General features: G+C 32.0%; 23 protein-coding genes. 7 read left to right on the forward strand and 16 right to left on the reverse strand.

What is annotated here, in order from left to right; genetic code table 11:
* Positions 1–24 precede the first annotated feature (24 nt).
* The 10 genes from HMPREF2586_RS12115 to HMPREF2586_RS12160 form a co-directional block, all read right to left on the reverse strand.
* On the reverse strand, positions 25–1,236 hold the full coding sequence (locus HMPREF2586_RS12115; RefSeq protein ID WP_064209724.1) for a CamS family sex pheromone protein: 1,212 nt from the start codon (positions 1,234–1,236) through the stop codon (positions 25–27).
* Positions 1,237–1,248: 12 nt separating this feature from the next.
* Positions 1,249–3,252, reverse strand: coding sequence for an NAD-dependent DNA ligase LigA (ligA, locus tag HMPREF2586_RS12120; RefSeq protein WP_070658297.1), 2,004 nt, complete (start codon positions 3,250–3,252; stop codon positions 1,249–1,251).
* 3 nt (positions 3,253–3,255) lie between these two features.
* Positions 3,256–5,460, reverse strand: coding sequence for a DNA helicase PcrA (gene pcrA / locus HMPREF2586_RS12125; RefSeq protein WP_070039289.1), 2,205 nt, complete (start codon positions 5,458–5,460; stop codon positions 3,256–3,258).
* The gene (locus tag HMPREF2586_RS12130; RefSeq protein WP_070039287.1) at positions 5,457–6,149 is read right to left on the reverse strand and encodes a heptaprenylglyceryl phosphate synthase; all 693 of its coding nucleotides are present in this window, start codon (positions 6,147–6,149) and stop codon (positions 5,457–5,459) included. Before HMPREF2586_RS12130 ends, pcrA begins: the two co-directional genes overlap by 4 nt.
* A 295-nt stretch (positions 6,150–6,444) precedes the next feature.
* The gene (locus HMPREF2586_RS12135) at positions 6,445–6,747 is read right to left on the reverse strand and encodes a YerC/YecD family TrpR-related protein (RefSeq protein ID WP_046207972.1); all 303 of its coding nucleotides are present in this window, start codon (positions 6,745–6,747) and stop codon (positions 6,445–6,447) included.
* Between the two features lie 85 nt (positions 6,748–6,832).
* Entirely contained in the window at positions 6,833–8,128 is a 1,296-nt protein-coding gene (gene purB, locus HMPREF2586_RS12140; RefSeq protein ID WP_064209727.1) for an adenylosuccinate lyase, read from the reverse strand.
* A gap of 327 nt (positions 8,129–8,455) precedes the next feature.
* Complete coding sequence (locus HMPREF2586_RS12145; RefSeq protein WP_046207974.1) at positions 8,456–8,641, reverse strand: NETI motif-containing protein; 186 nt, start codon at positions 8,639–8,641, stop codon at positions 8,456–8,458.
* Positions 8,638–9,216 carry a DUF2179 domain-containing protein gene (locus HMPREF2586_RS12150; protein WP_019469590.1) on the reverse strand — a complete coding sequence of 193 codons (579 nt, stop codon included), beginning with the start codon at positions 9,214–9,216 and terminating at the stop codon, positions 8,638–8,640. The genes HMPREF2586_RS12145 and HMPREF2586_RS12150 overlap by 4 nt, the downstream gene beginning before the upstream one ends.
* Before the next feature lie 69 nt (positions 9,217–9,285).
* Positions 9,286–10,122 (reverse strand): ammonia-dependent NAD(+) synthetase, encoded by an 837-nt coding sequence (gene nadE / locus HMPREF2586_RS12155; protein ID WP_070658295.1) that lies wholly within the window; start codon positions 10,120–10,122, stop codon positions 9,286–9,288.
* On the reverse strand, positions 10,115–11,584 hold the full coding sequence (locus tag HMPREF2586_RS12160; protein ID WP_070658293.1) for a nicotinate phosphoribosyltransferase: 1,470 nt from the start codon (positions 11,582–11,584) through the stop codon (positions 10,115–10,117). The genes nadE and HMPREF2586_RS12160 overlap by 8 nt, the downstream gene beginning before the upstream one ends.
* Before the next feature lie 240 nt (positions 11,585–11,824).
* On the opposite strand from HMPREF2586_RS12160, the gene HMPREF2586_RS12165 reads away from it, so the two are divergent.
* Both HMPREF2586_RS12165 and HMPREF2586_RS12170 read left to right on the forward strand, forming a co-directional pair.
* Entirely contained in the window at positions 11,825–12,892 is a 1,068-nt protein-coding gene (locus HMPREF2586_RS12165; RefSeq protein ID WP_070658291.1) for a nitric oxide synthase oxygenase, read from the forward strand.
* Positions 12,893–12,925: 33 nt separating this feature from the next.
* Positions 12,926–13,735: a prephenate dehydratase gene (locus HMPREF2586_RS12170; RefSeq protein ID WP_046207978.1), complete on the forward strand. Its 810-nt coding sequence runs from the start codon at positions 12,926–12,928 to the stop codon at positions 13,733–13,735.
* 96 nt (positions 13,736–13,831) lie between these two features.
* Here HMPREF2586_RS12170 and HMPREF2586_RS12175 read toward each other — a convergent pair whose 3' ends face one another.
* The gene (locus HMPREF2586_RS12175) at positions 13,832–15,385 is read right to left on the reverse strand and encodes an SLC13 family permease (RefSeq protein WP_046207979.1); all 1,554 of its coding nucleotides are present in this window, start codon (positions 15,383–15,385) and stop codon (positions 13,832–13,834) included.
* A 132-nt stretch (positions 15,386–15,517) separates the two neighbouring features.
* Complete coding sequence (locus HMPREF2586_RS12180; protein WP_046207980.1) at positions 15,518–16,600, reverse strand: glycosyl hydrolase family 28-related protein; 1,083 nt, start codon at positions 16,598–16,600, stop codon at positions 15,518–15,520.
* 136 nt (positions 16,601–16,736) lie between these two features.
* Here HMPREF2586_RS12180 and HMPREF2586_RS12185 point away from each other — a divergent pair, with 136 nt between their 5' ends.
* From HMPREF2586_RS12185 to HMPREF2586_RS12195, 3 genes are all read left to right on the forward strand, one after another.
* Positions 16,737–17,288 (forward strand): cysteine hydrolase family protein, encoded by a 552-nt coding sequence (locus HMPREF2586_RS12185; protein ID WP_070039281.1) that lies wholly within the window; start codon positions 16,737–16,739, stop codon positions 17,286–17,288.
* Between the two features lie 55 nt (positions 17,289–17,343).
* Positions 17,344–18,270, forward strand: coding sequence for a manganese-dependent inorganic pyrophosphatase (locus HMPREF2586_RS12190; RefSeq protein ID WP_046207982.1), 927 nt, complete (start codon positions 17,344–17,346; stop codon positions 18,268–18,270).
* A gap of 150 nt (positions 18,271–18,420) precedes the next feature.
* Positions 18,421–19,800, forward strand: a complete 1,380-nt coding sequence (locus tag HMPREF2586_RS12195; protein WP_070812750.1) for an aldehyde dehydrogenase — start codon at positions 18,421–18,423, stop codon at positions 19,798–19,800.
* Between the two features lie 55 nt (positions 19,801–19,855).
* Here the strand turns inward: HMPREF2586_RS12195 and HMPREF2586_RS12200 are convergent, their stop codons facing one another.
* The gene (locus tag HMPREF2586_RS12200; protein WP_070658287.1) at positions 19,856–20,893 is read right to left on the reverse strand and encodes a 6-phosphogluconolactonase; all 1,038 of its coding nucleotides are present in this window, start codon (positions 20,891–20,893) and stop codon (positions 19,856–19,858) included.
* 312 nt (positions 20,894–21,205) lie between these two features.
* On the opposite strand from HMPREF2586_RS12200, the gene HMPREF2586_RS12205 reads away from it, so the two are divergent.
* Positions 21,206–21,631, forward strand: coding sequence for a YolD-like family protein (locus HMPREF2586_RS12205; RefSeq protein WP_064209731.1), 426 nt, complete (start codon positions 21,206–21,208; stop codon positions 21,629–21,631).
* A 186-nt stretch (positions 21,632–21,817) separates the two neighbouring features.
* Here HMPREF2586_RS12205 and HMPREF2586_RS12755 read toward each other — a convergent pair whose 3' ends face one another.
* Positions 21,818–21,988 carry a hypothetical protein gene (locus tag HMPREF2586_RS12755; RefSeq protein WP_019469577.1) on the reverse strand — a complete coding sequence of 57 codons (171 nt, stop codon included), beginning with the start codon at positions 21,986–21,988 and terminating at the stop codon, positions 21,818–21,820.
* Between the two features lie 429 nt (positions 21,989–22,417).
* Between HMPREF2586_RS12755 and HMPREF2586_RS12210 the strand changes: the two genes are divergently transcribed.
* A complete protein-coding gene (locus HMPREF2586_RS12210) occupies positions 22,418–23,458 on the forward strand; it encodes a C45 family autoproteolytic acyltransferase/hydrolase (protein WP_046207986.1) in 1,041 nt (346 codons plus the stop codon).
* A 191-nt stretch (positions 23,459–23,649) separates the two neighbouring features.
* Here HMPREF2586_RS12210 and HMPREF2586_RS12215 read toward each other — a convergent pair whose 3' ends face one another.
* Entirely contained in the window at positions 23,650–24,501 is an 852-nt protein-coding gene (locus tag HMPREF2586_RS12215; RefSeq protein ID WP_046207987.1) for a DUF4097 family beta strand repeat-containing protein, read from the reverse strand.
* Complete coding sequence (locus HMPREF2586_RS12220; protein ID WP_064209733.1) at positions 24,498–25,058, reverse strand: HAAS signaling domain-containing protein; 561 nt, start codon at positions 25,056–25,058, stop codon at positions 24,498–24,500. The genes HMPREF2586_RS12215 and HMPREF2586_RS12220 overlap by 4 nt, the downstream gene beginning before the upstream one ends.
* Positions 25,059–25,233: the final 175 nt, after the last annotated feature.

The following is a 25,233-nucleotide window of genomic DNA, read 5'->3' on the forward strand; positions in this document are numbered from 1 at the left end:
TGGCTTTTAATGTGTATACGCTTATTAATTATTGTTTTTATAAATATGGACTTGTGGGTCTTTGTCATCTTTAGTTTTACTGATTAAAGCTTTTGCCTTGTTACCATCTTTTATACGAATTTCATATTCGTCAATATCATCAAAGTATTTCTCTGCTTGTTCAGTGATATATTGTGTGATACCAATTGTTTCTGCTTCGCCATAATAATCAATCGGTACATCAACAGTTAGTTGCTTCGCTTTTTTATTATCAAATTTAACTGTCCCTACTGCTTGAGTAAAGTTATTAAAATACGTCTGTAAATCATCATTAAATTGTTTGAAATTATTATTTAAATTTTCATCAATTTTACTTGCTTCATCAGAAGGTAACAATGCTGTTGTTTGATTAATATCTTTCCATTCATTAATACGTGTCTTACCATCTTCAACTGTCGTACCAGCAATAAACTCTCCTGGTACAATTGAATTTTCGCCAGTTTGTTTATAAATTGCAAAGTGTATAGGTATGTCTTTCAAAGCTTTATTTTCTCTGACTCTTGACAAAATTTCGCCTGCCATTTGCTTTCCTTGTTTCTTAATTTCTTTATCATCTAAATCTTTACTATAGGTCTCGCCATCTTTTTCTTTTTGATAGTAATAAGTACTATTCATTGCTAGTCCAATGGTCATACCTTTAATTTTCTTCCCTTTAGTATCACCACTCGCATAAAAATCCTGTTCCAAAATATTAGAAAGATATGCAGGTGAATCTTCCGCAATTTTTTCTGGATCTGTTTCACCATTATGTGATGGATTTAAACCTAAATTCTCATTCGCTTTCTTTTCTTTTCGTTCATCTTCATCCATTGCATCTACTTCTGATTTGGTATATTTCGGGTCTAAATAAGCGTTAATCGTATCTTTATCTAAGTATTGACCATCTTGATATAAATAATCGTCAGTTGGAAAAACTTCTTTACTCAATTCTAAAAGCCCGTTTTCAAAATCTTCACCGTTATAACTATTTGCCATATTATCTTGTAATAAACCACGTGCTTGACTTTCTTTAAATGGTAAAATCGTTCTATAATTATTGCCTTGAACATTTTTATCGGTAGCAATTTCTTTAACTGAACCTGATTTTTCTTGCTGCTTATTGTCATTAGATTGTTCTTTACTTTTTTCATTATCCTCATTTCCACATGCTGATAATAGAAAAATTGCTGAGATGAATAGTATAATCGTTCTTTTCATGCATTATCTCCTCTATCCCTCTATTTCTTTTTGTTTCTGGACAAAGTCATCTTCTGTCCAAACTTCTGTACCAAATTGTTCAGCTTTTGTAAGTTTTGAACCAGCGTCTTCTCCAGCAATTACTAAATCTGTCTTTTTTGTAACACTGTTTGTAACTTTAGCACCTTGAATCTCTAACCATTTTGAAGCTTCATTTCTTGTCATTTGATATAACTTTCCAGTTAAAACAATGGTCTTATTAATAAATTCTGGATGTCCTTCTAACTCTGTTGTGTTGACACCTTTATAAGTCATATTAACATGTTTTTTCTTTAATTTATTAATAAGTGCACGGATATCTTCATTTTCTAAATAAGTGACTAATGATTGTGCTAATTTTTGACCAACATCATAGATTTCAATCAATGACTCTTCTGTAACATTAAACAAATCATCCATGGTTCCATATTTTTCAGCAATGACTTGGCTCGCTTTGACACCTAAGTGTCTAATTCCTAAACCAAATAGCAAATGTTCTAATGAGTTTGATTTAGCATCTTCAATCGCATTTAATAGATTGTTTACTTTCTTTTCACCCATTCGCTCTAATGGTAGCAAATCGTCTTTAGTTAAGTAAAATATATCAGCAACATCTTTTATTTTTTCATTTTCATAAAGTTGTTGAATAATTTTAGTACCTAAACCATCTATATTCATTGCTTGTCGTGATACAAAATGAATCATACCTTCAACAAGTTGTGCTTGGCATTTTGGATTGATACATCTTAAAGCCACTTCTCCTTCAATTCTTACAAGTTCATGACTACAACTAGGGCAATGTGTAGGCATGTGATAAACTTCAGCATTTTGTGGTCGACGATCTAATACGCTTTTTATGACTTCTGGTATAATGTCTCCCGCCTTCTTAATTACAACACTATCACCAATTCGAATATCTTTTTCATGTATTAGATCTTCATTATGTAAAGAAGCTCTAGAAACTGTAGTGCCCGCAACTTTAACTGGTTCAAGTATAGCCGTAGGTGTAACGACGCCTGTTCTACCAATACTCAGTTCAATATCTAATAAATCTGTTATGACTTCTTCAGCAGGAAACTTATACGCAATTGCCCAACGAGGAGATTTTTGTGTATAGCCAAGCTCATCTTGCTGGTCTAAATCATTTACTTTGATAACAATGCCGTCGATATCATAAGGTAACTGTTCACGTGCTTCAGTCCATTTTTCAATATAATCGAATACTTCTTCTATAGTTTGGACACGTTCTCTTTCTTTATTTGTTTTAAAACCTAATTTATCTAATTCATCTAAAGCTTCGCTTTGTGTATGTGCATGAAATTGTGTAAAGTCATTTACGCTATATAAGAAAACACTTAACTTTCTCTTTGCTGCAAGTTTGGAGTCTAATTGTCGAAGTGAACCAGCAGCTGCATTTCTTGGATTGGCAAAAGGTTGCTCATCATTTTGTGCTTTAGCTTCATTTAAATCAAAAAATGATTTTCTGGGCATGTATGCTTCACCACGAACTTCAAATGTTCTAGCTTCATTAATCTTTAATGGTATTGCATGTATCGTTCTTAAGTTTTCGGTGATATCTTCACCCGTAGTACCGTCACCACGTGTCAAACCTTGTACGAATTTACCATTCTCGTATTTGAGAGAAACTGCTAAACCATCTATTTTCAATTCGCACATGTATTCCACATGATTAATTTGTTCACGTATACGCTGATCAAATTTTTTTAAATCTTCTTTATTAAAAGCATTCCCTAAACTTAGCATCGGTGTATCATGATTCACTTTTTCAAAAGTTGATTGAGCTGAGCCGCCCACTCTTACTGTAGGTGAATCAGCTGTTCGATATTCTGGGTTGTTCGCCTCAATATCTATCAATTCATGTAAAAGTTTATCGTATTCACTGTCTGGTACTGAAGGGTTGTCTTGTACATAATATTCATAACTATATTGATTTAGTAATTGATGTAATACATCGACACGCGATTGTAAGTCAGCCACGCTTTATTCCCCTTTCTTTTCAATAGGTGCAAATTGAGCAAGCAAACGTTTAGGTCCTTCAGATTTAAAGATAATATCTAATTCAACCGAACCATTTTTTTCATTAACATTACTTACCATACCTTCACCCCATGATTTATGAATAACTTTGTCACCAACATGCCAATCCGTCGATTGTTGTGCTTTTTTCGAGGATGTCACACGTTTACTATATCCTCTTTTTTCAGGTTGTTTGGTTGCAGATTTAAATCGATTTCCTTGTGTAGTTGCTCGTGATTTATTTTCGTTTTCTAATAAATCTTCAGGTATTTCATTTAAGAATCTTGAAGCCATATTGGACTGCGGTCTTCCAAAAAGCATTCTTGATGTCGCATGCGTTAAATATAACGTTTCTTCAGCACGTGTAATCGCTACATAACAAATTCTTCTTTCTTCTTGCATTTCATGATCATCATCACTTTTTATCGCCCTTATATGTGGAAATAATGATTCTTCCATGCCCATAATAAATACAATAGGAAACTCTAATCCTTTGGCTGAGTGCATTGTCATCAACGTTATGCCATCATCTATTTGCGCTTCGTCTATATCAGCAACTAAAGATAAGTCTGTTAAAAAATTGATTAACGACTGTTCTTCTAATGGCGTGTTTTCTTCGTAGTCTTTAGGGACTGACATAAATTCATCTATATTTTCTAATCTACTTCTTGATTCTAATGTTTGTTCTCGTTCCAACATCTCACGGTAACCTGATTTCACCAATACTTCTTCAACGATTTCTGTAATCTCTAAAAATTCTTGTTGTTTAATTAAGTTCTGTATCATGTCATAAAATGAAATACATGCTTGTGTTACTTTTTTAGATAAGCCTATAAAGTCTACTTCTGCTAGTGCATCAAACATACTTATCTCGTTTTGAGCAGCATATGCCTGAATTTTATCTACTGTCGATGGACCTACGCCACGTTTTGGTACATTGATTACACGACGTAAACTGATATCATCATTGCTATTGGCTATTATTCTCAAATAGCTAAGTAGATCTTTAATTTCTTTACGATCATAGAATTTTTGACCACCAACCATTGTGTATGGAATATTAGATTTCATAAATGTCTCTTCCAACACACGAGACTGAGCATTGGTACGGTATAAGATAGCCATATCTTTATATTTTTTTCCATTACGTTGTTGTTTCATAATTTCCTTAACTACATATTCCGCTTCGTCTCTCTCAGTAGTAGCTTCATAATAGTGAATTTTTTCTCCAGATGTATTACCTGTCCATAACCCTTTGGGTTTACGCTCTGAATTATTTTTGATTACTTCGTTAGCTGCATTTAATATATTTTTAGTTGAGCGATAATTTTGTTCTAAAAATATCGTTTTAGCTTCAGGATAATCTTCTTCAAAGGAAAGTATGTTTTGAATATCAGCACCACGCCAACCATAAATAGATTGATCAGAATCACCAACTACACATAAATTTTTAAATTTAGATGCTAAAAGATTTACTAATGTATATTGTGCTTTGTTTGTATCTTGGTACTCATCGACATGAATGTATTGGAATTTATTTTGATAAAATTCTAACACATCTGGCACACGTTCAAATAATCGAATTGTAACCATGATTAAATCATCAAAATCTAACGCTTCATTTCTTGATAACTGTCTTTGATATCCTTTATACACTGTAGCAACCATTTGTTCATGATATGTTTCAGCATCTTTTTGTGCATCCTCTGGTGTTTTCAATTCATTTTTCAAATTACTTATAGCACCTATAAACATTCTTGGTTCAAACTTTTTACTATCTATATTTTCATTTTTCAATACATCTTTGATAACTGATTTTTGGTCCGTAGGATCAATTATAGTAAAATTACGTTCAATACCAATTCTATCCGCATCTCTTCTCAGTATTCTTACACACATTGAGTGAAATGTTGACATCCATATAACTTGAGCCGGTTCTCCTACTAAAGCTTCCACACGTGCTTTCATTTCTTTTGCTGCCTTGTTTGTAAAAGTAATCGCTAGAATGTTGTATGGGGATACGTCCTTTTCATCAAGCAAGTAAGCTATACGATGAGTTAAAACACGTGTTTTGCCTGAACCCGCACCCGCCATAATAAGTAGTGGCCCTTCTGTAGTGCGTACTGCTAAACTTTGTTCATCATTCATCTTATTTACTAATGCATTCATTTATGTGACTCCTTTATCTTAACTGTTTTTAATGCGTTTTTAATATCTTTATAAACAATATCACCAACGATAATCGTATCAGCAATCGAAGCCATTTCTTCAGCTTCTTCTTGATTACTAATGCCACCACCATAAAATAATTGTGTATCACTTAACATATTTGCAGCTGTCTTTACCTTTTCAACTTCTCCGTATGCACCACTATATTCAAGGTACATAACTGGTAATTTATACATTTCATTAATCATTTGAGCATATGCTTCGATATCTTCATCTGTTAAATTTGTTTCAGCTTGTGTAACTTGTGCTACTTTGCTTTCAGGATTCATGACAACATATCCTTCAAAAACAACTTCTTCAAAATCTATGACATGTCCAAATGATTTCAATGCTTCTAAAAGTACACCGTTATGATATTTTACATCTGTACTATTCAATACAGTCGGTACAAAATAAAAGTCAAAGCCAGGCATAACACTTTCGATATTGGAAATTTCGAAAACGAGAGGTAAAGGATATCTTCTCACCCTACTCATCAATTGAATAACATTATCTTCAGTAACATCATCTGTGCCACCTATCATAATTGCATCGGTTTGAGACATACATACCGCATCTAAATCATCGTCAGAAATCGACTTAGCAGGATCTAATTTAAAAATATGTTTCCATTTTTTAATGTCATACATGATATGTTACTCCTTTTTTTAGCATACTTTTGATTATATCATTTTTAACCACTGAGTTCTAAAACGATATAGGATTTTATATTGAATTCTAACATGACATACAATGGTAGATTAATCATGTTTCTCATTAAATATATTCAAAATTTTTCAGAAAAATAATCGCTTCGTATCTATTTTATCAATACACTTTAAATTAACAACATAAAAAGCTGTCAGCAAAGAAAGTTTCTTTACTAACAGCTTTACTAATGAAATCATTAAAATTACACTTCGCTACAGTATATAGAATTGTTAATTAATCGGCCGTTTCAATATTCATGCGGTCTAGAATCATTGTGTAAGCATCATTTCCCCATTGTAAAGATCTCTTAACACGAGAAATCGTTGCAGTTGAAGCACCAGACTCTTGTTCAATCGTCGCATAAGTATATCCTTGCTTAATCATTTTTGCGACTTGCAATCGTTGAGATAACGATTGAATCTCATTTACTGTACATAAATCGTCAAAGAATTGGTAACATTCTTCTCTGTTTTCTAATGTAAGAATTGCATCAAATAATTCATCTAATGCTTTTCCTCTTAATTTTTCTATTTGCATTAAAAACAACCCCTGTACTTTCATTTTAATCTTAATTCAACGTGCTAATACATTAAAGTGTAACGATTTCATAAGTAAATTTCAATTATTCTAATCCTGCACGTTTAAAAATCGTATCAACTTGGTTTAAATGATGTTTTGGATTGAAACATTCATCTAATTCTTCAGTGCTCAATAAATCTGTAATAGATGAATCTTGTTCAATTAATGTTCTAAATGGTGTTTTTGTTTCCCAAGACTCCATCGCTTTTGGCTGTACTTTATCATATGCTGCTTCACGTGCTAAACCTTTATTTATCAACGCTAATAATACACGTTGCGAATAAATAAGACCAAAAGTTTTATCGATATTTGCTAACATATTATCTTCAAATACAGTAAGTCTTTCTACAATATTTGTAAATCTATTTAACCCGTAATCTAAAGCTATCGTTACATCTGGCAGCATGATTCTTTCTGCAGATGAATGTGAAATATCTCTTTCATGCCATAAAGCTACATTTTCATATGCAGTTGTAATGTATCCTCTGATAACACGAGCAATACCAGTAATATTTTCTGAGCCAATTGGATTACGTTTGTGTGGCATCGCTGACGAACCTTTTTGGCCTTTAGCAAAAGCTTCTTCAACTTCTCTTGTTTCAGTTTTTTGTAAGTTGCGTATTTCCACTGCAAATTTTTCCATAGAAGTACTTATCAACGCTAAAGTAGCTATATAATATGCGTGTCGGTCACGTTGTAACGTTTGAGTAGAAACAGCGGCTGTATCTAAACCTAAATTTTCACAGACATGCGCTTCAATTTCAGGTGGGATGTTTGCAAAAGTCCCTACTGCACCACTCATTTTACCAACTTCTATTTCTTTTCTCACACGCTTAAAACGCTCTAAATTACGTTTCATTTCTGTATACCATAATGCCATTTTGACACCAAATGTTGTTGGTTCCGCATGTACACCATGAGTTCGTCCCATCATTAAAGTATATTTATAATTTTTAGCTTTTTGTGCTAAAACATCAATAAATCTTTCTAAATCTTTTTCAATAATATCGTTTGCTTGTTTAATGACATAACTTAATGCCGTATCAACTACATCAGTTGATGTTAACCCGTAGTGTACCCATTTACGCTCTTCACCTAATGTCTCTGATACTTGTCTTGTAAATGCAACGACATCGTGTCGTGTTTCTTCCTCAATTTCTTTTGCGCGGTTAACATCAACCTTTGCATTCTGACGAATTTTCAATACATCTTCAGCAGGTATATCTCCTAATTTACTCCAAGCTTCACATGCTAGTATTTCTACTTCTAACCAAGCTTCATAGCGATTTTGATCCGTCCAAATATTAGACATTTCTTCTCTAGAATAACGTTCTATCATTAAAATAAGCTCCTATCTTGCGTAAGTTTTAGTTCACAAACTCCAAAAACATGTACATTCCATCAAAAAATACAATTAAAGTTCGTGTTTATTCTTGTCATTATTAGTTTAACAGAATTGATCATAAATGTATAAGTCTTTTCTATCTTCTTTATAGAAATTTTAACACGTTTTATCAAAAGCCGTGCATAAAAACCTTATTCTCCTCAAGATTTATCATTTTATATTAATTTGCGATTATATGATAAAAAAATCGTTGACCTGAGATTTCTATCTCTGCCAACGATTACATTTATATATCTAACACTAAGTATCTGTTTTAAACGATTATTCTATTAATTTTCCAACAAATTGAATTTCTTGCCTGTATACTTCATATTTACCATCTTTATTTTCTTTATAAATTGGTTTTTCAAAGCGTTTAATAGGCATATATCCAGCATCTCGCATACGTTGCAAACAAGCCTGTATCGTTTCGTTTTCTTCTACTTTAAACTTTTGCTGCTTTTTCATATACTTTCCACTTTATCTGGATCATATTGTTTAAGTTTCTTGCTACGCACACCTTTAACCCAAAAACCACCGTGAATTGTTCTTGGTTCATATGCGATGATAAACGCTTTTTCATCAATTTGCTTAATGGTTTCTATCAATTTCAGCTCAAAACGTCTTGGTGTTAATATTTGTAAAATTAATCTCGTGCCATCTCTGCCATAAGCAGTATTATGTGTAACGCCATAACCTAAATCTCTCAATTGCTTTGGTAAATCTAATTCATATTCAGATGAAGTAACATTCACAACTGTATAGCCAAGCGCTAATTTCTCTTCAATTTTCATTCCTACAATAATACCGATTGAAAACCCAAATGCATATGCAAAGACATTTTGAATTTGATCTAAACTAGACATAACCATTCCCAAACCGATAACGTATACTAAAACTTCTAAGAAACTTACCACTGCTGCAACATAACGATAACCTTTGAGTGTTAAAATCGTTCTCATTGTCAAACAAGTTACATAAGCAACATTAATAATAAAAATAGCTAAAACCATTAACCATGGATTAGAAGTAATTACTGACATGTTCATTTCCCTTTCTTTCTCATTAAATTCAAATTATTTTATCAGTAACTTATTATTTTGTCACTAAAATCATTCGAAATCTGTTTGATTTTTCGGCCATGTATATCTTGTGTAAGCTAATTCTCTTTTATGTGCATTTTTAATATAATGATTTTCTATGATAGCTTTTGCTTCTTTTGGCACTTGTTTTCCTTCTAAATAATCATCTATATGAGCATAACTAACACCAAGTGCATCTTCATCTGGTAATTGTGGTTTGTTTTCTTCTAAATCAGCAGTTGGTACTTTTTCATATAAATGTGCTGGAGCATCTAAATATGCTAATATTTGTCGCCCTTGACGTTTATTTAAACCAAATAACGGTGCGATATCTGCTGCACCATCGCCATATTTTGTAAAAAATCCAGTCAAGTTTTCCGCTGAGTGATCAGTACCCACAACAATTCCTTGTTGATTGGATGCAATCGAAAATTGTGCTTTCATACGTTCACGCGCTTTTTCATTCCCTTTTTGGAAATCCGTCAACACAATTCCAGATTCTTTTAGCGATTCTACACTTTGATCTACTGAAGGTTTAATGTTGACTGTAATTGTTCGATCCGGTTGTATAAACTTCAAAGCATCTTCAACTTCATCAGCATCTTTTTGTTCGCCATATGGTAATTTAACTGCAATAAATTGACAATCAATATCTTTTTCTTTTAATTCATTTATCGCGATTTGACATAGCTTACCAGCTAAAGTCGAATCTTGCCCACCTGAAATACCTAAAACCAATGATTTAATAAATGAATGAGATTGGATATAATTTTTAATAAATTGAATAATATTACGCGTTTCTAATTTGCTATCAATGCTGGGCTTGACTTTCATTTCTCTTACGATAATATCTTGAATTTCACTCATTTTCTTCTTCCATCTCCTTCACATGTTCTGCCACTTCAAATATACGTTTATGTTTATTTTCCCAACATTCTGTACTTAAATCAACTGGGTACTCCTGAGGATTAAGATGACGCTTGTTCTCATCCCATAAGTACGAAAGACTTTTAGTCAAATAATTTTGTGCTTCCTTTTCATTTGGTAAATCATAAACGAGTTCACCGTCTTTAAAAATATCATGGTGTAACGGCTTGGCTATAAAGGATTTTATAAATTTCATCTTATACGTATGTACAGGATGGAACAATTTAAGTGGAGACTCATCATAAGGATCTTCATGCGCTAACGTGATATAGTCACCCTCAGCTTTGTTTGTTTTCTTATTAATAATACGATAGACGTTTTTCTTTCCTGGTGTAGTTACCTTTTCTGCATTGTTTGATAGCTTTATTCGGTCTACATAATTCCCTGAAGCATCTTCTACTGCCACAAGTTTGTATACTGCACCTAAGGCAGGCTGATCGTAACCAGTAATTAATTTAGTACCAACACCCCATGAATCAACCTTTGCACCTTGCGATTTCAAGCTTGTAATCGTTTGTTCATCTAAATCATTTGATGCAATAATTTTAGTTTCAGTAAATCCTGCATCATCTAACATGCGACGTGCTTCTTTTGATAAATAAGCGATATCACCAGAATCTAAACGTATACCAACAAAGTTAATTTCATCACCAAGCTCTTTAGCAACTTTTATCGCTGTTGGTACACCAGATTTCAAAGTATGAAAAGTATCAACTAAGAACACGCAATCTTTATGGCGTTCTGCATATTTTTTAAATGCAATATATTCATCACCATAAGTTTGAACCATTGCATGCGCATGCGTTCCTGATACTGGTATGCCAAAAAGTTTTCCAGCGCGCACATTACTCGTTGAATCAAATCCACCAATATATGCTGCTCTTGCACCCCACAAAGCAGCATCTGCTTCTTGTCCACGTCTTGTTCCAAATTCCATTAATGTGTCATTTGGCGCTACTTGTTTTATTCTACTTGCTTTCGTAGTAATTAGCGTGTGAAAATTCACGATATTTAACAACATCGTTTCAATTAATTGTGCTTGGATAAGTGGTGCTTCTACGCTTAATAAAGGTTCATTACCAAAACATAATTCTCCTTCTTGCATAGAACGAATATTACCAGTAAATTTCATATCTTTTAAATATTCTAAAAAGTCTTCTTGATAACCAATGGATTTTAAATATTTAATATCCGCTTCTGAAAAATGAAAGTTATTGATATAAGCAATCACTCGTTTCAATCCATTAAACACTGCATATCCGCTGTTGAAAGGCATATTTCTAAAATATAAATCAAATACAGCATTTCTTTCATGAATCCCGTCATTCCAATAACTCTCCGCCATATTTATTTGATATAAATCATTATGTAATACTAATGTATCATCCTCAAATTGGTACACCGCTATCTCTCCTATCGGCTTTTTCATTAGTTTAACACAAAAAATTAAACGTTTATATCTGAAATGAATTTATCCATATTACTTCAAACATAACGCATCATAATATTAAATATAATTTTGTTATTTAATTATTATTTAGTTAGTAGTAAATTCAAAATAGTAGCGACAAAATCATGACAATTCTATAATTAAACATTAAAAATAGAAAAAATACCGTATAATGTGTGCGAGGTGTTTTATATGTTAAATGAAGCTAAATCATTTATTCAAACAATGTATAAAGAATTAAATTATAACGAAAATACTATTTTAAAACGAATTAATCAGATAGAAACACAAATAAACTTAACTGGTACGTATAAACATACTAACGAGGAACTTGTATATGGTGCTAAGATGGCTTGGAGAAATTCAAATCGTTGTATAGGCCGTGCATTCTGGGACTCATTAACCGTCAATGATGCAAGACATATCCAGACTGAACAAGAATTTTTAGATGCAATAGAAAATCATATTCAATTCGCTACAAATGGAGGGAAAATAAAACCATGTATCACTATTTTTGATGCTCAACATCCTCCAAAAATATATAATAATCAACTTATCAGATATGCAGGTTATGAAGACGTAGGTGACCCTTCCGAACTAAAAATCACACAATTAGCCGAACATTTAGGTTGGCAAGGCAAACATACAGATTTTGACATTTTACCTTTAATTTATAAAATTCCTGGTGAATCGTTAAAGTTTTACAATTATCAACCTGAAATGATAAAAGAAGTGCCTATTACCCATGATCGTTTTCCAAAATTAGAAAAGCTTGGGCTAAAATGGTATGCCGTACCAATTATATCTAACATGGACTTAAAAATTGGTGGAATCACATATCCAACCGCGCCGTTCAACGGCTGGTACATGGTAAATGAAATTGCGGTACGAAATTTTACTGATTCATATCGCTACAATTTACTAGAAACCATTGCAGAAGCTTTTGAATTTGATACACTAAAGAATAATTCTTTTAACAAAGATAGAACGTTAGTCGAATTGAATTATGCAGTATATCATTCTTTTAAAAATGAAGGCGTATCAATGGTTGATCATCTAACTGCGTCAAAACAATTTGAAAGATTTGAAAAAAACGAACGGAAAAATGGAAGAGATGTAACCGGAAAATGGTCTTGGTTGGCACCATCTTTATCTCCAACTTTAGTATCTAATTACCATCACGGGTATAAAAATGAGATGAAAGAACCGAATTTCTTTTATAAAAAACAATCATCTGTTTCTGGGTGTCCTTTCCATTAATTTTTAACACATATATACAAGGGGTAACGTCACATGAAATTATATTATTTAGGTCCAAAAGGAACATTTTCATATTTAGCGGCAAAACAATATCTATCAGAATCTGAGTTCGAATATACGTCTAAATCTAATTTGTATGAAGTCGTTACTGCTGTCTCAGAAGATAATCATAGTATTGCTGTTGTGCCCATCGAAAATTCAATTGAAGGTACAATCAATATTGTTGCCGATGCCTTAACACAACAAAATATTTATGCACAGGGAGAAATACATTTAGATATACAATTTGCTTTATATGGCCCTGAAAATGCAACAGTCAATGATATATCAAAAGTTTATTCAATAAGCCCAGCAATTAGTCAAACGAGCCAATATATACAACAACATAAGTTCACATATGATTATGTAGATAGCACGATACAAAGTTTAGAAAAAATAACCAACCAAGTGGGTGCAATCGCACCTTTAGGTAGTGGGGAAACTTATGGCTTTCAACCTATAGAACAAAACATTCAAGACTTCCCTCACAATGTCACACGTTTTTTAGTCGTAAGTAACCAGCCACAACATTCGGACAATGCTAGTGACACAATGTTACTCATTACACCACAATTTGATAAACCAGGCTTACTTGCAAGTATTTTAAACACTTTTGTGCTTTTTAACATCAACTTATCTTGGATTGAGTCTAGACCTTTAAAAACACAGCTGGGCATGTATCATTTTTTCGTCCAAGCAGATACTGGTTTAACAGAAGCGTTATCGAAAGTCATTAAAATCTTGAACACTTTAGATTTTCAAGTTACAATCATTGGATCTTTCAATAAGTTAAATCACGATTAATCAGAAAGTAAAATTCAAAAACTTATCATGATATGATACTTCAAAAATAATAGAGCCTGAGACATTTAATTGTCTCAGGCTCTATGACGCTTTGATTTATTTTAATGGTAATGGTTTGGTAATATCTATACCTAATACTGGTGGTACTAAGAAATAAACTACTAACACAATAACAATAATACTCAACAGGTTAACCCAAAATCCAACTGACGCCATTTTTTTAATGCTAATCCTTCCAGTTCCAAATACAATAGCATTTGGTGGTGTGCCAACTGGTAACATATAAGCACAATTAGCGGCCATAGCAGCAGGTACCATGAGTAGTAGAGGATGTACATTAACTGCAACTGAAAGTGTTGCAAGTATAGGTAAAATCATAGTCGCAGTAGCTGTATTCGAAGTTATTTCTGTTAAAAACAACACAAATATTGTAATGACAAGAACGATAATTAATGGACTAACGCCTTCAATCAACTTTAATTGTTCACCTAACCATTTCGCTAAGCCACTCTCTGAGATACCTTTAGCAAGTGCCAAACCTCCACCAAATAAAATGAGTACGCCCCATGGCAAGTCTTTGGCAACATTCCAATCAATAATTCGCGTATGTTGTTCTTTATTTTTAGCCGGTATTAAAAATAATAATACAGCTATAAACATGGCAATTGTACCGTCTGCCACTTCTGAGGTGAACGACCAATTTTTCAATAAGAATTCTCTACTAATCCATAACAAACTTGCTAATATAAAAATTGCTTGTACCACTTTTTCTTCGTATTTCATCTTTCCTAATTCATCTAATTTTTTCCTAATTAAGTTCTGACCGCCTGGCAGTTCTTTCATATCATGTTTAAATGCAACATAACGTAGATACAACCATACTAAAATCAATAGTACAATGACTGTAGGTACGCCAATGACCATCCATTTAGCAAAGCTTATTTCCTCACCAAATGCAGATTGATATTGGCCTTTAAGGATAATAAGTGGAGGCGTTCCGATCAAAGTTCCTAAACCACCAATGGTTCCTGCATACCCAATGGCTAACACTAGCGATTGTTCAAATTTACTGATGCTTGTAGCATTCATTTCTTCCCCTTTTAAATCATTTGCTTCTTTAATAATCGCTAAACCTATCGGTATCATAATCATCACAGCTGCAGTATTAGAAACAAACATAGATAAGAATCCTGTCGCTATCATAAAACCTAATAAAATCTTTCCAGTACTTGTACCTAGAATACTAATGATTGTTAAGGCAACACGTGTATGTAAATTCCATCTTTCCATAGCAATAGCTAATATAAATCCACCTAAAAATAGAAAAATAATATCATTACCATATTGAGCAGATACTTCTTCTGGGCTAAGTACATGTCCAACAGGCAATAAAATTAATGGCAACAAACTAGTTGCAGCAATTGGTATTGCTTCAGTAATCCACCAAATAGCGATCCAAATAGTAATCGCTAATACAAAAACGCCTTTATACGATAAATTTTCAGGTTCAAAAGTTAACAATGTCAAAATAAATAGTAGTGGCCCTAAAATCAACCCTGTAAGCTGTCCTGCATTATAAGATTTATTTTTTTTAGAAAAAAATGTTAAATACTGCGAACGCCTATATTCCCCTTTGTTTATATTATTCATAATGATTCCCCCCGATTTCAATTACTTTCTGAATTTTCTTACTTTATTACTCTTTAACATAATATAATTTCTATTAAATTACAATATGTTTTATATTGTGTTTTAATTCAGAACTACTAAAATAAAGAATCATTATTTTATATTTATTTTTTTAACGCTTATATTTTCCTGATTTGAGAGATACAAATCTTCTATATCTTTTAAATAAAGTCTTTGCTGCTTATTGTCATAATAATTCTGTGCTATAAATATATTGTTGTGTTTTACGTTATTATAGCTTTGCACTCGAATGGCATCTTTAGACATATGACCTATAAAGTGATTATGATAAATATTTAAATTACTTCCAGATTGCGTTGGTCTTGCCTTACCTGTGAGATCTTGTGCATTTTTTCCATCTTTCACTGCTAAAAATCGAATCCCTCCTCCACAATTTTTAAATATATTATCATGGATAAAAGTATCTTTTGATTTTAAAGGTGTCAGTGCGTATTGGTTGATACCTTCAAATGTATTAAAACGAATGTGTATATTTTCGTAAAATTGATTAAATCTACTCGCATGAGATCCAATTGCTCTATTCCAAGCACCCATCGTTGGTGTCTTTGAATTTCCAAAATAACAATTTTCAATTATTACATTTTTAGTTATCGTACCATCCGTGGCACCAAATTTTGGGAAAGCACCTTTTACTTGTATATCAATTTGTACCGCTTCTGAAAATAACCTTTCTCCTTTATCGTCTTTAAATCCTAAAAATTCGCAACCATTTATATATAGGCCATTAATGCCGCATGCATCTATTGCATGACCTCCAACAACATCTTTAAATGTTACACCTAAAATTTGAATATTTTGAGCATGCCCCATGCACATTGCTGTATTGTTATATGGATACTCATAACCATTCATATCCAATGTTCCACCAGCAATGCAGATTTCACTATTACCTTCATATCCATAATAAGATTTCAGCCATCTACCATTTTTCAATAAAGTATCTTTGCCTACTCTTTTTAATACTGCTTCGTCGTCCATTATCAAAGTAGTTGAATCATATATTACCAACGGTCTACGAATATGATACTCTCCCTTAGGAATATAAATTGTTGTGTTTTTGTGTTTTCTAGCGTATTTTAACGCTTTTTGAATCGCGCGTGTATCTGCCCATCTATGCTTACCTTTTAGGCCGAACTGCATTGCATTAATTATCATTAGTAATTCTTCCTCCTCACTTAATACTTTATAATAAACTAATAGTTCGTTTTTCAAACGCTTTAAATGCACCTTTAATGATTTATGTACTTAGTATATAATAACTATAATCTTAATTTTGGGAGTGTTACATTAGATGAAAAATAGCGCGCTTATTATTGTTGACTATTCAAATGATTTTGTTGCTGATAATGGTAAATTAACTTGTGGCCTTCCGGGTCAACAAATTGAAAGTTATATTGTTGAAAGAATTGAAGCATATAATAAAAAACAGGCTAATATCTTTTTTCTTATGGATTTACATTATGAAGAAAATAGCTATCATCCAGAAAACAATCTTTTTCCACCTCATAATATAATTGATACCACTGGAAGAGAACTTTACGGTAAAGTAAATGATATTTTTCAAAATATCTTATTTAATGATCATGTGCATTATTTAGATAAAACACGTTATGATTCATTTTGTGGTACGCCCTTAGACATTATGTTACGTGAACGCAACATTACGCATTTAGAAATTGTTGGTGTATGTACAGATATTTGCGTGCTGCACACCGCAATCACTGCTTACAATTTGGGATATGCTATTTCAATTTCTCATAAGGGTGTCGCTTCTTTTAATCCAACAGGGCATCAATGGGCATTAGATCATTTTAAAAATTCATTAGGTGCTGAAGTAGAATAACAATAGAAAATCATGATAAAATAAAATTAAATAAAAAATTAAGGAGAATTAAAACATGGCAAAAACTTATATTTTCGGTCATAAAAATCCAGATACAGATGCAATCTCATCAGCTATTATTATGGCAGATTTTGAACAACAAACAGGAAATACAGACGCAACACCTTATCGTTTAGGCGAAGTAGGACCTGAAACTCAATATGCATTAAATCATTTTAATGTAGACACACCAGAATTACTTAGTGATGATTTAAATAATCAAAATGTTATCTTAGTTGACCATAATGAATTCCAACAAAGTGCTGATACAATTGATAAGTCATCAATTCAACATGTCGTTGACCATCATAGAATTTCAAACTTTGAAACTGCAGGACCATTATATTACCGTGCTGAGCCAGTAGGTTGTACTGCAACAATCTTATACAAAATGTACAAAGAACGTGGTTTTGAAATCAAACCTGAAATTGCTGGTTTAATGATTTCTGCTATCATTTCAGATAGCTTACTATTTAAATCACCAACTTGTACACAAGAAGATATTGACGCTGCTGAAGCTTTAAAATCAATTGCAGATGTTGACTTAGAATCTTATGGTTTAGAAATGTTAAAAGCAGGTGCTTCAACAACTGACAAAACTGCATCTGAGCTATTAAATATGGATGCAAAATCATTTAATATGGGTGACTATATTACACGTATTGGTCAAGTTAATACCGTTGATATTGATGAAGTATTCCAACGTCAAGAAGAGTTAGAAAAAGCAATGTTAGAAGTAAGTACAAATGAAAAATATGATTTATTTGTACTGCTTGTAACTGATATCATCAACAGTGATTCTAAAATTTTAGTTGTTGGTGCTGAAAAAGATAAAGTAGGCAACGCATTCAACGTTAAACTAGACAATAATACTGCATTTTTACCAGGTGTTGTATCTCGTAAAAAACAAGTTGTACCACAAATTACAGAAGCTTTAAGCTAATCTCATACTTTATCAATATATAACACTATATAGTAAAAACTTAAATAGTTTACTATATAGAAAAACTGGGACATAATAATAATTATGTTCCAGTTTTTTATCCATCTTTTTAAACTATCTAAATCATCAATATACTAGGAGGAATAATATTTGAATTCAATAGAACAATCTTTCCACAATAGTAAACAATATTTTAATACTCATGAAACCAAATCACTTAAATTTAGAAAAAAACAACTCAAACAGTTAAGTAAGAGTATTAAAAATTATGAAAATGACTTACTTGAAGCTTTTCAAAAAGATTTAGGTAAAAATAAAGTAGAAGCCTACGCAACTGAGATTGGCTTTACATTAAAAAATATTAAATCAGCTCGTAAAGAACTAAAAAATTGGGCCAAAACCAAACAAGTCAATACACCCTTATTTATGTTTCCTACCAAAAGTTACATTATGAAAGAACCTTATGGCACAGTGCTAATTATTGGACCTTTTAATTATCCATTCCAATTGTTAATAGAACCGTTGATTGGTGCAATTGCTGCAGGGAACACTATAATACTAAAACCCTCTGAATTCACACCGAATGTATCTGATGTCATACAGCAAATCATTTCCGACGCCTTTGATCCTGAGTATATTAATATCATTCAAGGAAATGCTGATACAACTCAGTCTTTACTTCATTTACCTTTTGATTATATTTTCTTCACAGGTAGTGAGCAAGTTGGACGCATCGTATATAGTGCTGCAAGCAAAAACTTAATGCCTGTAACTTTAGAATTAGGTGGAAAGTCACCTGCAATCATTGACGAAAGTGCAAATATTAAAGTTGCAAGTGAACGCATTTGTTTTGGTAAGTTTACAAATGCTGGACAAACTTGTGTTGCACCGGATTACTTACTGGTAAATCGTAAAGTAAAAGATGAGCTCATCAGTGCATTAAAAAAGACAATAACTGAATTTTATGGTACAAATATTCAAGATAGTCCAGACTTTGGACGTATTGTAAACAAAAAACATTATCACCGTTTAAATGAATTGTTAAATATTCATCACCCTGAGATTACTTTTGGTGGTCAAACTGATATTGATGAAAATTTTATTGCACCTACTATCTTAGACGGTACTACTTTCGATTCAAAAATTATGGAAAATGAAATTTTCGGACCAATTTTACCTATTATAACTTACGATGATTTTGACGAAGCAATTGATTTAATACGTACTAAACCTAAACCACTTAGCCTTTATTTATTTAGTGAAGATGAAAACAGTTCAGAGAGAATACTAAATGAATTATCCTTTGGTGGTGGTGCAATCAATGATACCTTAATGCATTTAGCAAACCCTAATTTACCTTTTGGTGGTGTTGGTGCTTCTGGTATAGGAAAATACCATGGAAAATATTCTTTTGATACTTTTAGTCATGATAAATCATATATTTTTAAATCTACAAGGTTGGAATCAAGCCTATTGTTCCCTCCTTACAAAGGAAAATTTAAATATATTAAAGCATTCTTCAACAAATAATATTTTAATATAGTAAATCCCGAAAACTAAGCTAAGTTTTCGGGATTTTTATCATTTATTTTAAAAACTGAACACAAACACCTTCTGGTGCATTTTTATGGTCATCTGCTTTCTCTAATTTTCCAGTAACTTTGTCTCTCTTAAATACAACAACTTCATAATCACCCTCTTGATGGGCGCAAACTAAGAAGTCATCTGATTCAGAAATATTAAAATCACGAGGAAATGCTCCTCCACTTGCCACTATATCTACGAGTGAAATTGTTGAGCCATTGTCTCCAAGTTTGAAGATAGCAATACTATCATGTCCTCTATTACTAATATATAAGAACTTTTGATCGTGAGATAATCTTACTGCAGCTAACTTGGTTGCACCTTCAAAATTTTCGGGTATTGTTGCATGGCGCTCAATTTCTGAGAATTCACCATTTTCGTATTCCATAACACTTACAATATTTGATAATTCGTGTACAACATAAGCGATTTTCCCATTTTCATGGAAAGCAATATGCCGTGGTCCATCTCCTGGCTCAAAGTCATATACTGCATATTCACTGTATCCATTATCTCCAAATTCATACGTTACAATCTTATCTGTCCCTAAATCCATAGCCACCACATATTTTTCATCTGGTGTTATACCAAGGTAATGGACATGAGGTTGTTCTTGTCTTTCTAAAGGACCTGTTGGGTAATCATGTGTTAACTCTTGAATTAAACGAATAACTTCACCAGTAGTCGGATTCGCTTCATAAATACGAGCCAGTCCTGCACCATAAACTGCTTCAAAAATGTATTTTCCATTTGGCGAAACTGAAACATAACATCCGCTACCTTTTGTTGAAGCTAAACATTTATTAATAAAGCTAATTTTGCCATCTTGGTCTATTTTAAAACTTGCGATACCACAGTCTTCGCCTTCACGTGTGACAGCATATAAAAATGAGTCATGCTGATTCACGTATGTTGATGCTTCTAATTCATAACCTGTTTCTACCTCAACAATCGTTCCTGTTTGTTCATCTAATTCGAAACGGTAAATGCCCTTCCCCTCTTTTTTCGTATATGAACCGATATATCCTACTGTAGTCATGTAAACCCCTCCATATAATGATACTTTCATTTTAATAAATATTAATGCTAAATGACAATATAATGGTTTTAGTGCTAATACGCGATTATACATCATCTCATTGTAACCTATATGACAAAAATAACTTTTACTTTTATTAAACTAATTTATCTTAATTAAACATATCATTTTCTAGCTTTCACTTTAATTATTATCTGCTTTCTTTTATAAATCAGGTCAGTTTTCAGACGTTACGCTAACATTTTATTAAATATTGAAAAATAACTTGCAATAATACGAACAAATGTTCTATTATTGAATTGAGGTGATTAGATGCTTTCAAATGAATATAATAATAAAGAAACTGATTATAGAAAAATACCTAGGGAAAAATTAAATCCTAATATTCCACAAGGACGCGGAATGGTTAAGTGGGCACCATTTGCAACGTTACCCGAACAATTTGAGGCAGTACAACAACATATCATTGATCAAAATAAAATTGACCGTCCTATTTTATCAGACGATCAATTAAATGAACTTAATATTCAACTACATCAAGCACTACATGCAAATATACCAGTGGATATCGAATATTATAAGAATGGTTGGCTAGAATATATCACATTGGAAATTAAAAATATTGATATGCTTCATATGTACTTAGAGGGATATCCACTTGCCAATTCAAACACAATAAAGCTATCACTTTTTGATATCACAAACATAAACCTAAAGCATCAACCAACATCGTACTAAAAGTCAGTTATTGCACACATGTCATTCGCAGTCCTTCGACTGCATAAGCCTCCGTAGCATCTGCTTTCGGCAGTTCTTTTACTTTGGTTCGCAGTCTTCCGACTGCATAAGCCTCCGTAGCATCTGCTTTCGGCAGATGAACGGAGGCTAAAAAAAATAGAACACTTAAAAGTGTTCTATCAGTAATTAATTATTAGATTCGATGTCTGAAACGATTTCTTTTGTTTTATTTTCGATATCTTCAAAGTCTTTTTTGAAGATATAAGCGAATACAACAGCACCTATTCCTGCTGCTAACGATACAGTAAGAATTGTACCGAATACAAATTTAAATAAACCTTTAATAAAATTCCACATTCTGTTTCACCTCAATAATTTATTAACATGTCTAACAATTATGATAGCATACTTAAAGACATCAATAAATATATACCCATTTTCAAATAAATTATTCTAAGGATTCATAATATAAAATTACATTATAAATATACTAAATAACCATTATAACTTAAATAGTTTGAAAAGAATTGGAATTTAATAACCATTTGAAGTAAACATGATACTACTATAAAATAATCATTAGATATTAATTACCCCACCAAGTTGATAGAGCATCTCTTAATTGTCCATAGTAATTTAACATAATCATCACCTCATTCAACTAAATTAAGATTTAGTTTTAAAAGTTAATTTTATGATAACTTCCACAGAACAGTAATACAATTAACATGACGTTACAATGAGATAACATTATTGTAAGGTTACACTTAACATAGGAGTTTTTTTATGCAAAAAGTACAATCAGATATTTTAACGCACCGAGGATCACATTTTGATTTAGGCGTCAAAACTGCTAAATGGATGCAGCAAACACCAATGCTAAAAAATAGAGAAAAAGAATGGAAAAAACGCATGCCTAGATTTGATATAAATATTAAAGAAACATATGAAATTTTCCAAATATATGCCCCACAAATTTGGGAAGAAATAAAAGGTATGCAAGAAGTTTTGAATCTCCCTACCAAACAAATGATATTAAACTTCGGACATTACCGTTTTACACCATTAAAAAATAGCGGTTGCACTGTCTTTTTAGGAAATGATTACATGGTACGCAATTACGACTACCATCCTGCCACTTATGATGGACGATATTTATTATTTCAACCAAATGATGGTGGTTTAGCACAGGTTGGGCCAACTTCGCGTGTAACTGGAAGAATGGATGGAATGAACGAAGCTGGGCTGTCTATGGGTTACAATTTCATGCACCGTAAACATCCTGGAGACGGTTTTGTATGTTATATGATAGGTAGAATTATTCTACAGTATTGTAAAACTGTACCAGAAGCAATACAACTATTAAAGGAAATCCCACATAGAAGTTCATTTAGCTACATTGTTATGGATAAAAATCTAGATCATGCAATTATTGAAGTTACACCCCGTTCAATTAACGTGCGCTATGACCAAACTTGTACGAATCACTTTAAATTATTAACACATGAAAATAGAAATTATACAGCAGAATCAGAGGCGCGTTTAGAACGGCTTATTAAACATAAACCAGCACACCTAAATAAAGCAGAAGCTTTTAAATTATTTAATAACCCTCAATATAACATTTATAGCAAGCTTTTTAGAAGTTGGTCAGGAACAATACATACGAGTATGTATGAACCACAGACTTTAACTGCATATATTGCAATCGGTGAAAATAAACATCCGACCAAAATAAACTTTGCAAACTGGCTTAATGGGCAAGCTTTATCTACAGACACACTTTTTGGTCAATTAGATACCGAATTAACCTTTGCAACTTATTAGACTATACAAAAGGAGTGAAACAGAGATCTAATTTTATTAAAAAGATTTTATTGTCTCTCTCCTAGCAATGATGATTAAAATCGAAAAAAAGTACAAAATGAGTACCTGGGCTGAATCTTATACATAAGGCTCACTAACAATATGAAAAAATCTGGGACGAGTCAATGATGTCCCAGATTCTATAAAAGTAATTAATCAATCACTATATCTCCGTCAGTGGTATATAACTCTAAAATATTATCCCCATTTCCTATTTTTTGATTCACAAAATGCTTATTGTTAACTTTTTCATCTCCATGAAATGGATATAACTTTAGAAGTGTATTTTTCGGCGCCGCTTTATAACTAATATTAATATCACCTTTTTTAGCAGAAGCCTTAAAATTTGAATCGATTTCTGTATTAGATAAGTTTATGCTTCCATTATTTACTAATAACACAGACGCTTGGATAAGAGTATTTTCACTATTTATTCTGGCATTTTCAGTTTTAATATTAGCATTATTTATTTCACTATTTTTAAACGTTATAGCTGAATTTAGTCCTTTATACCTTAACTTTTCAAACTTAGATTCATTTACAAACACCTTACCTCCATTTTTATGCTTTTTTGAAAAATCTGCATCATTTACATTTAATTGTTTAACCGTTATAGTGTTATATTTACTTGAAACATGCAGTTCATTTAATTTTTCTTCAGGTAAAGTGATAATTAAGTTATCCTCAAAGTTTCTAAAAGGATTGTAATTTAAACCATAATGGTTTTCTAGTTTTTCAGTCTCTTTAACTTTCAACGTTTTATCATGATTGCTAATATCAAGATTTCTTTTACCTTTATATCTCACTGACGTTTTATCTCCAGCTTTAATTAAAACTTTACAATTTTCAGTTAAAACATCTAAATTTTTAATATCTTTAGAATCTAATACTTTATTAACACTATTTAATTTTTCATTTTGCTTTTCAAAACCGAACCATGTAACACTACCTAAAAGAAAGCACGTTATAAATAAAGTTAATCCACCTAAAAATAACCGCTTCATAAATCTACACTTCCTTTAATTGTTCGGATATTCCATCTTAAGTATTTTAAAATTAAACGATAAACAAGTTGAGCTAGTTTAGCTATAATTACAAATAAAACAATACCTAACCCTGTAAAAGAAAAAGCAAAAAAATAATTACTTATCGCAAGACTAATCATGTGATTCAATAATCCATGAACAATTAACAATATAGGGCTAATAGTTAAGAAAAACGCAACGAGTAATAAGCCACACATAAATACAGCTAATATTACCATAGGTATCAAAATAATAATTAATGACAAAATCCCCATACCTAGAGAAGCCATTATTGCTCTGACAATATTTTTAGTACTTGGTCTATATTCGGCAGATACAATAGCATTTTTTGCCATTATCTGTTTACCAATCTGCTTTGGCGATTCTAAAGCTCCAATGATTTGGTATTCATTTTTCCCATTGTTTTCTTGTTCAAAAAAATACTGCTCATATTCATACATCACTTTATCTCGTTCGTTTCGAGGTAGGTTTTCTAATTCTTGTTCTAACGCATTTAAAAATGTGATTTTATCCAAGTTATCTACCGCCATTCAAATTGTAAGATTTCATCGATTTCTATTTCAATTCAAAACATGGCAAACCGATAAGGCATGTCATTACCAAATTTAATAATACAAATTTCAACGCTCTAATTTCATCATTTCTATGTATAACAAACACTTTAATATATTCATCATCTAAATGTTGCGT

Origin of the sequence: Staphylococcus sp. HMSC034G07, assembly GCF_001835975.1 — a bacterium.
Taxonomy (GTDB): domain Bacteria; phylum Bacillota; class Bacilli; order Staphylococcales; family Staphylococcaceae; genus Staphylococcus; species Staphylococcus ureilyticus.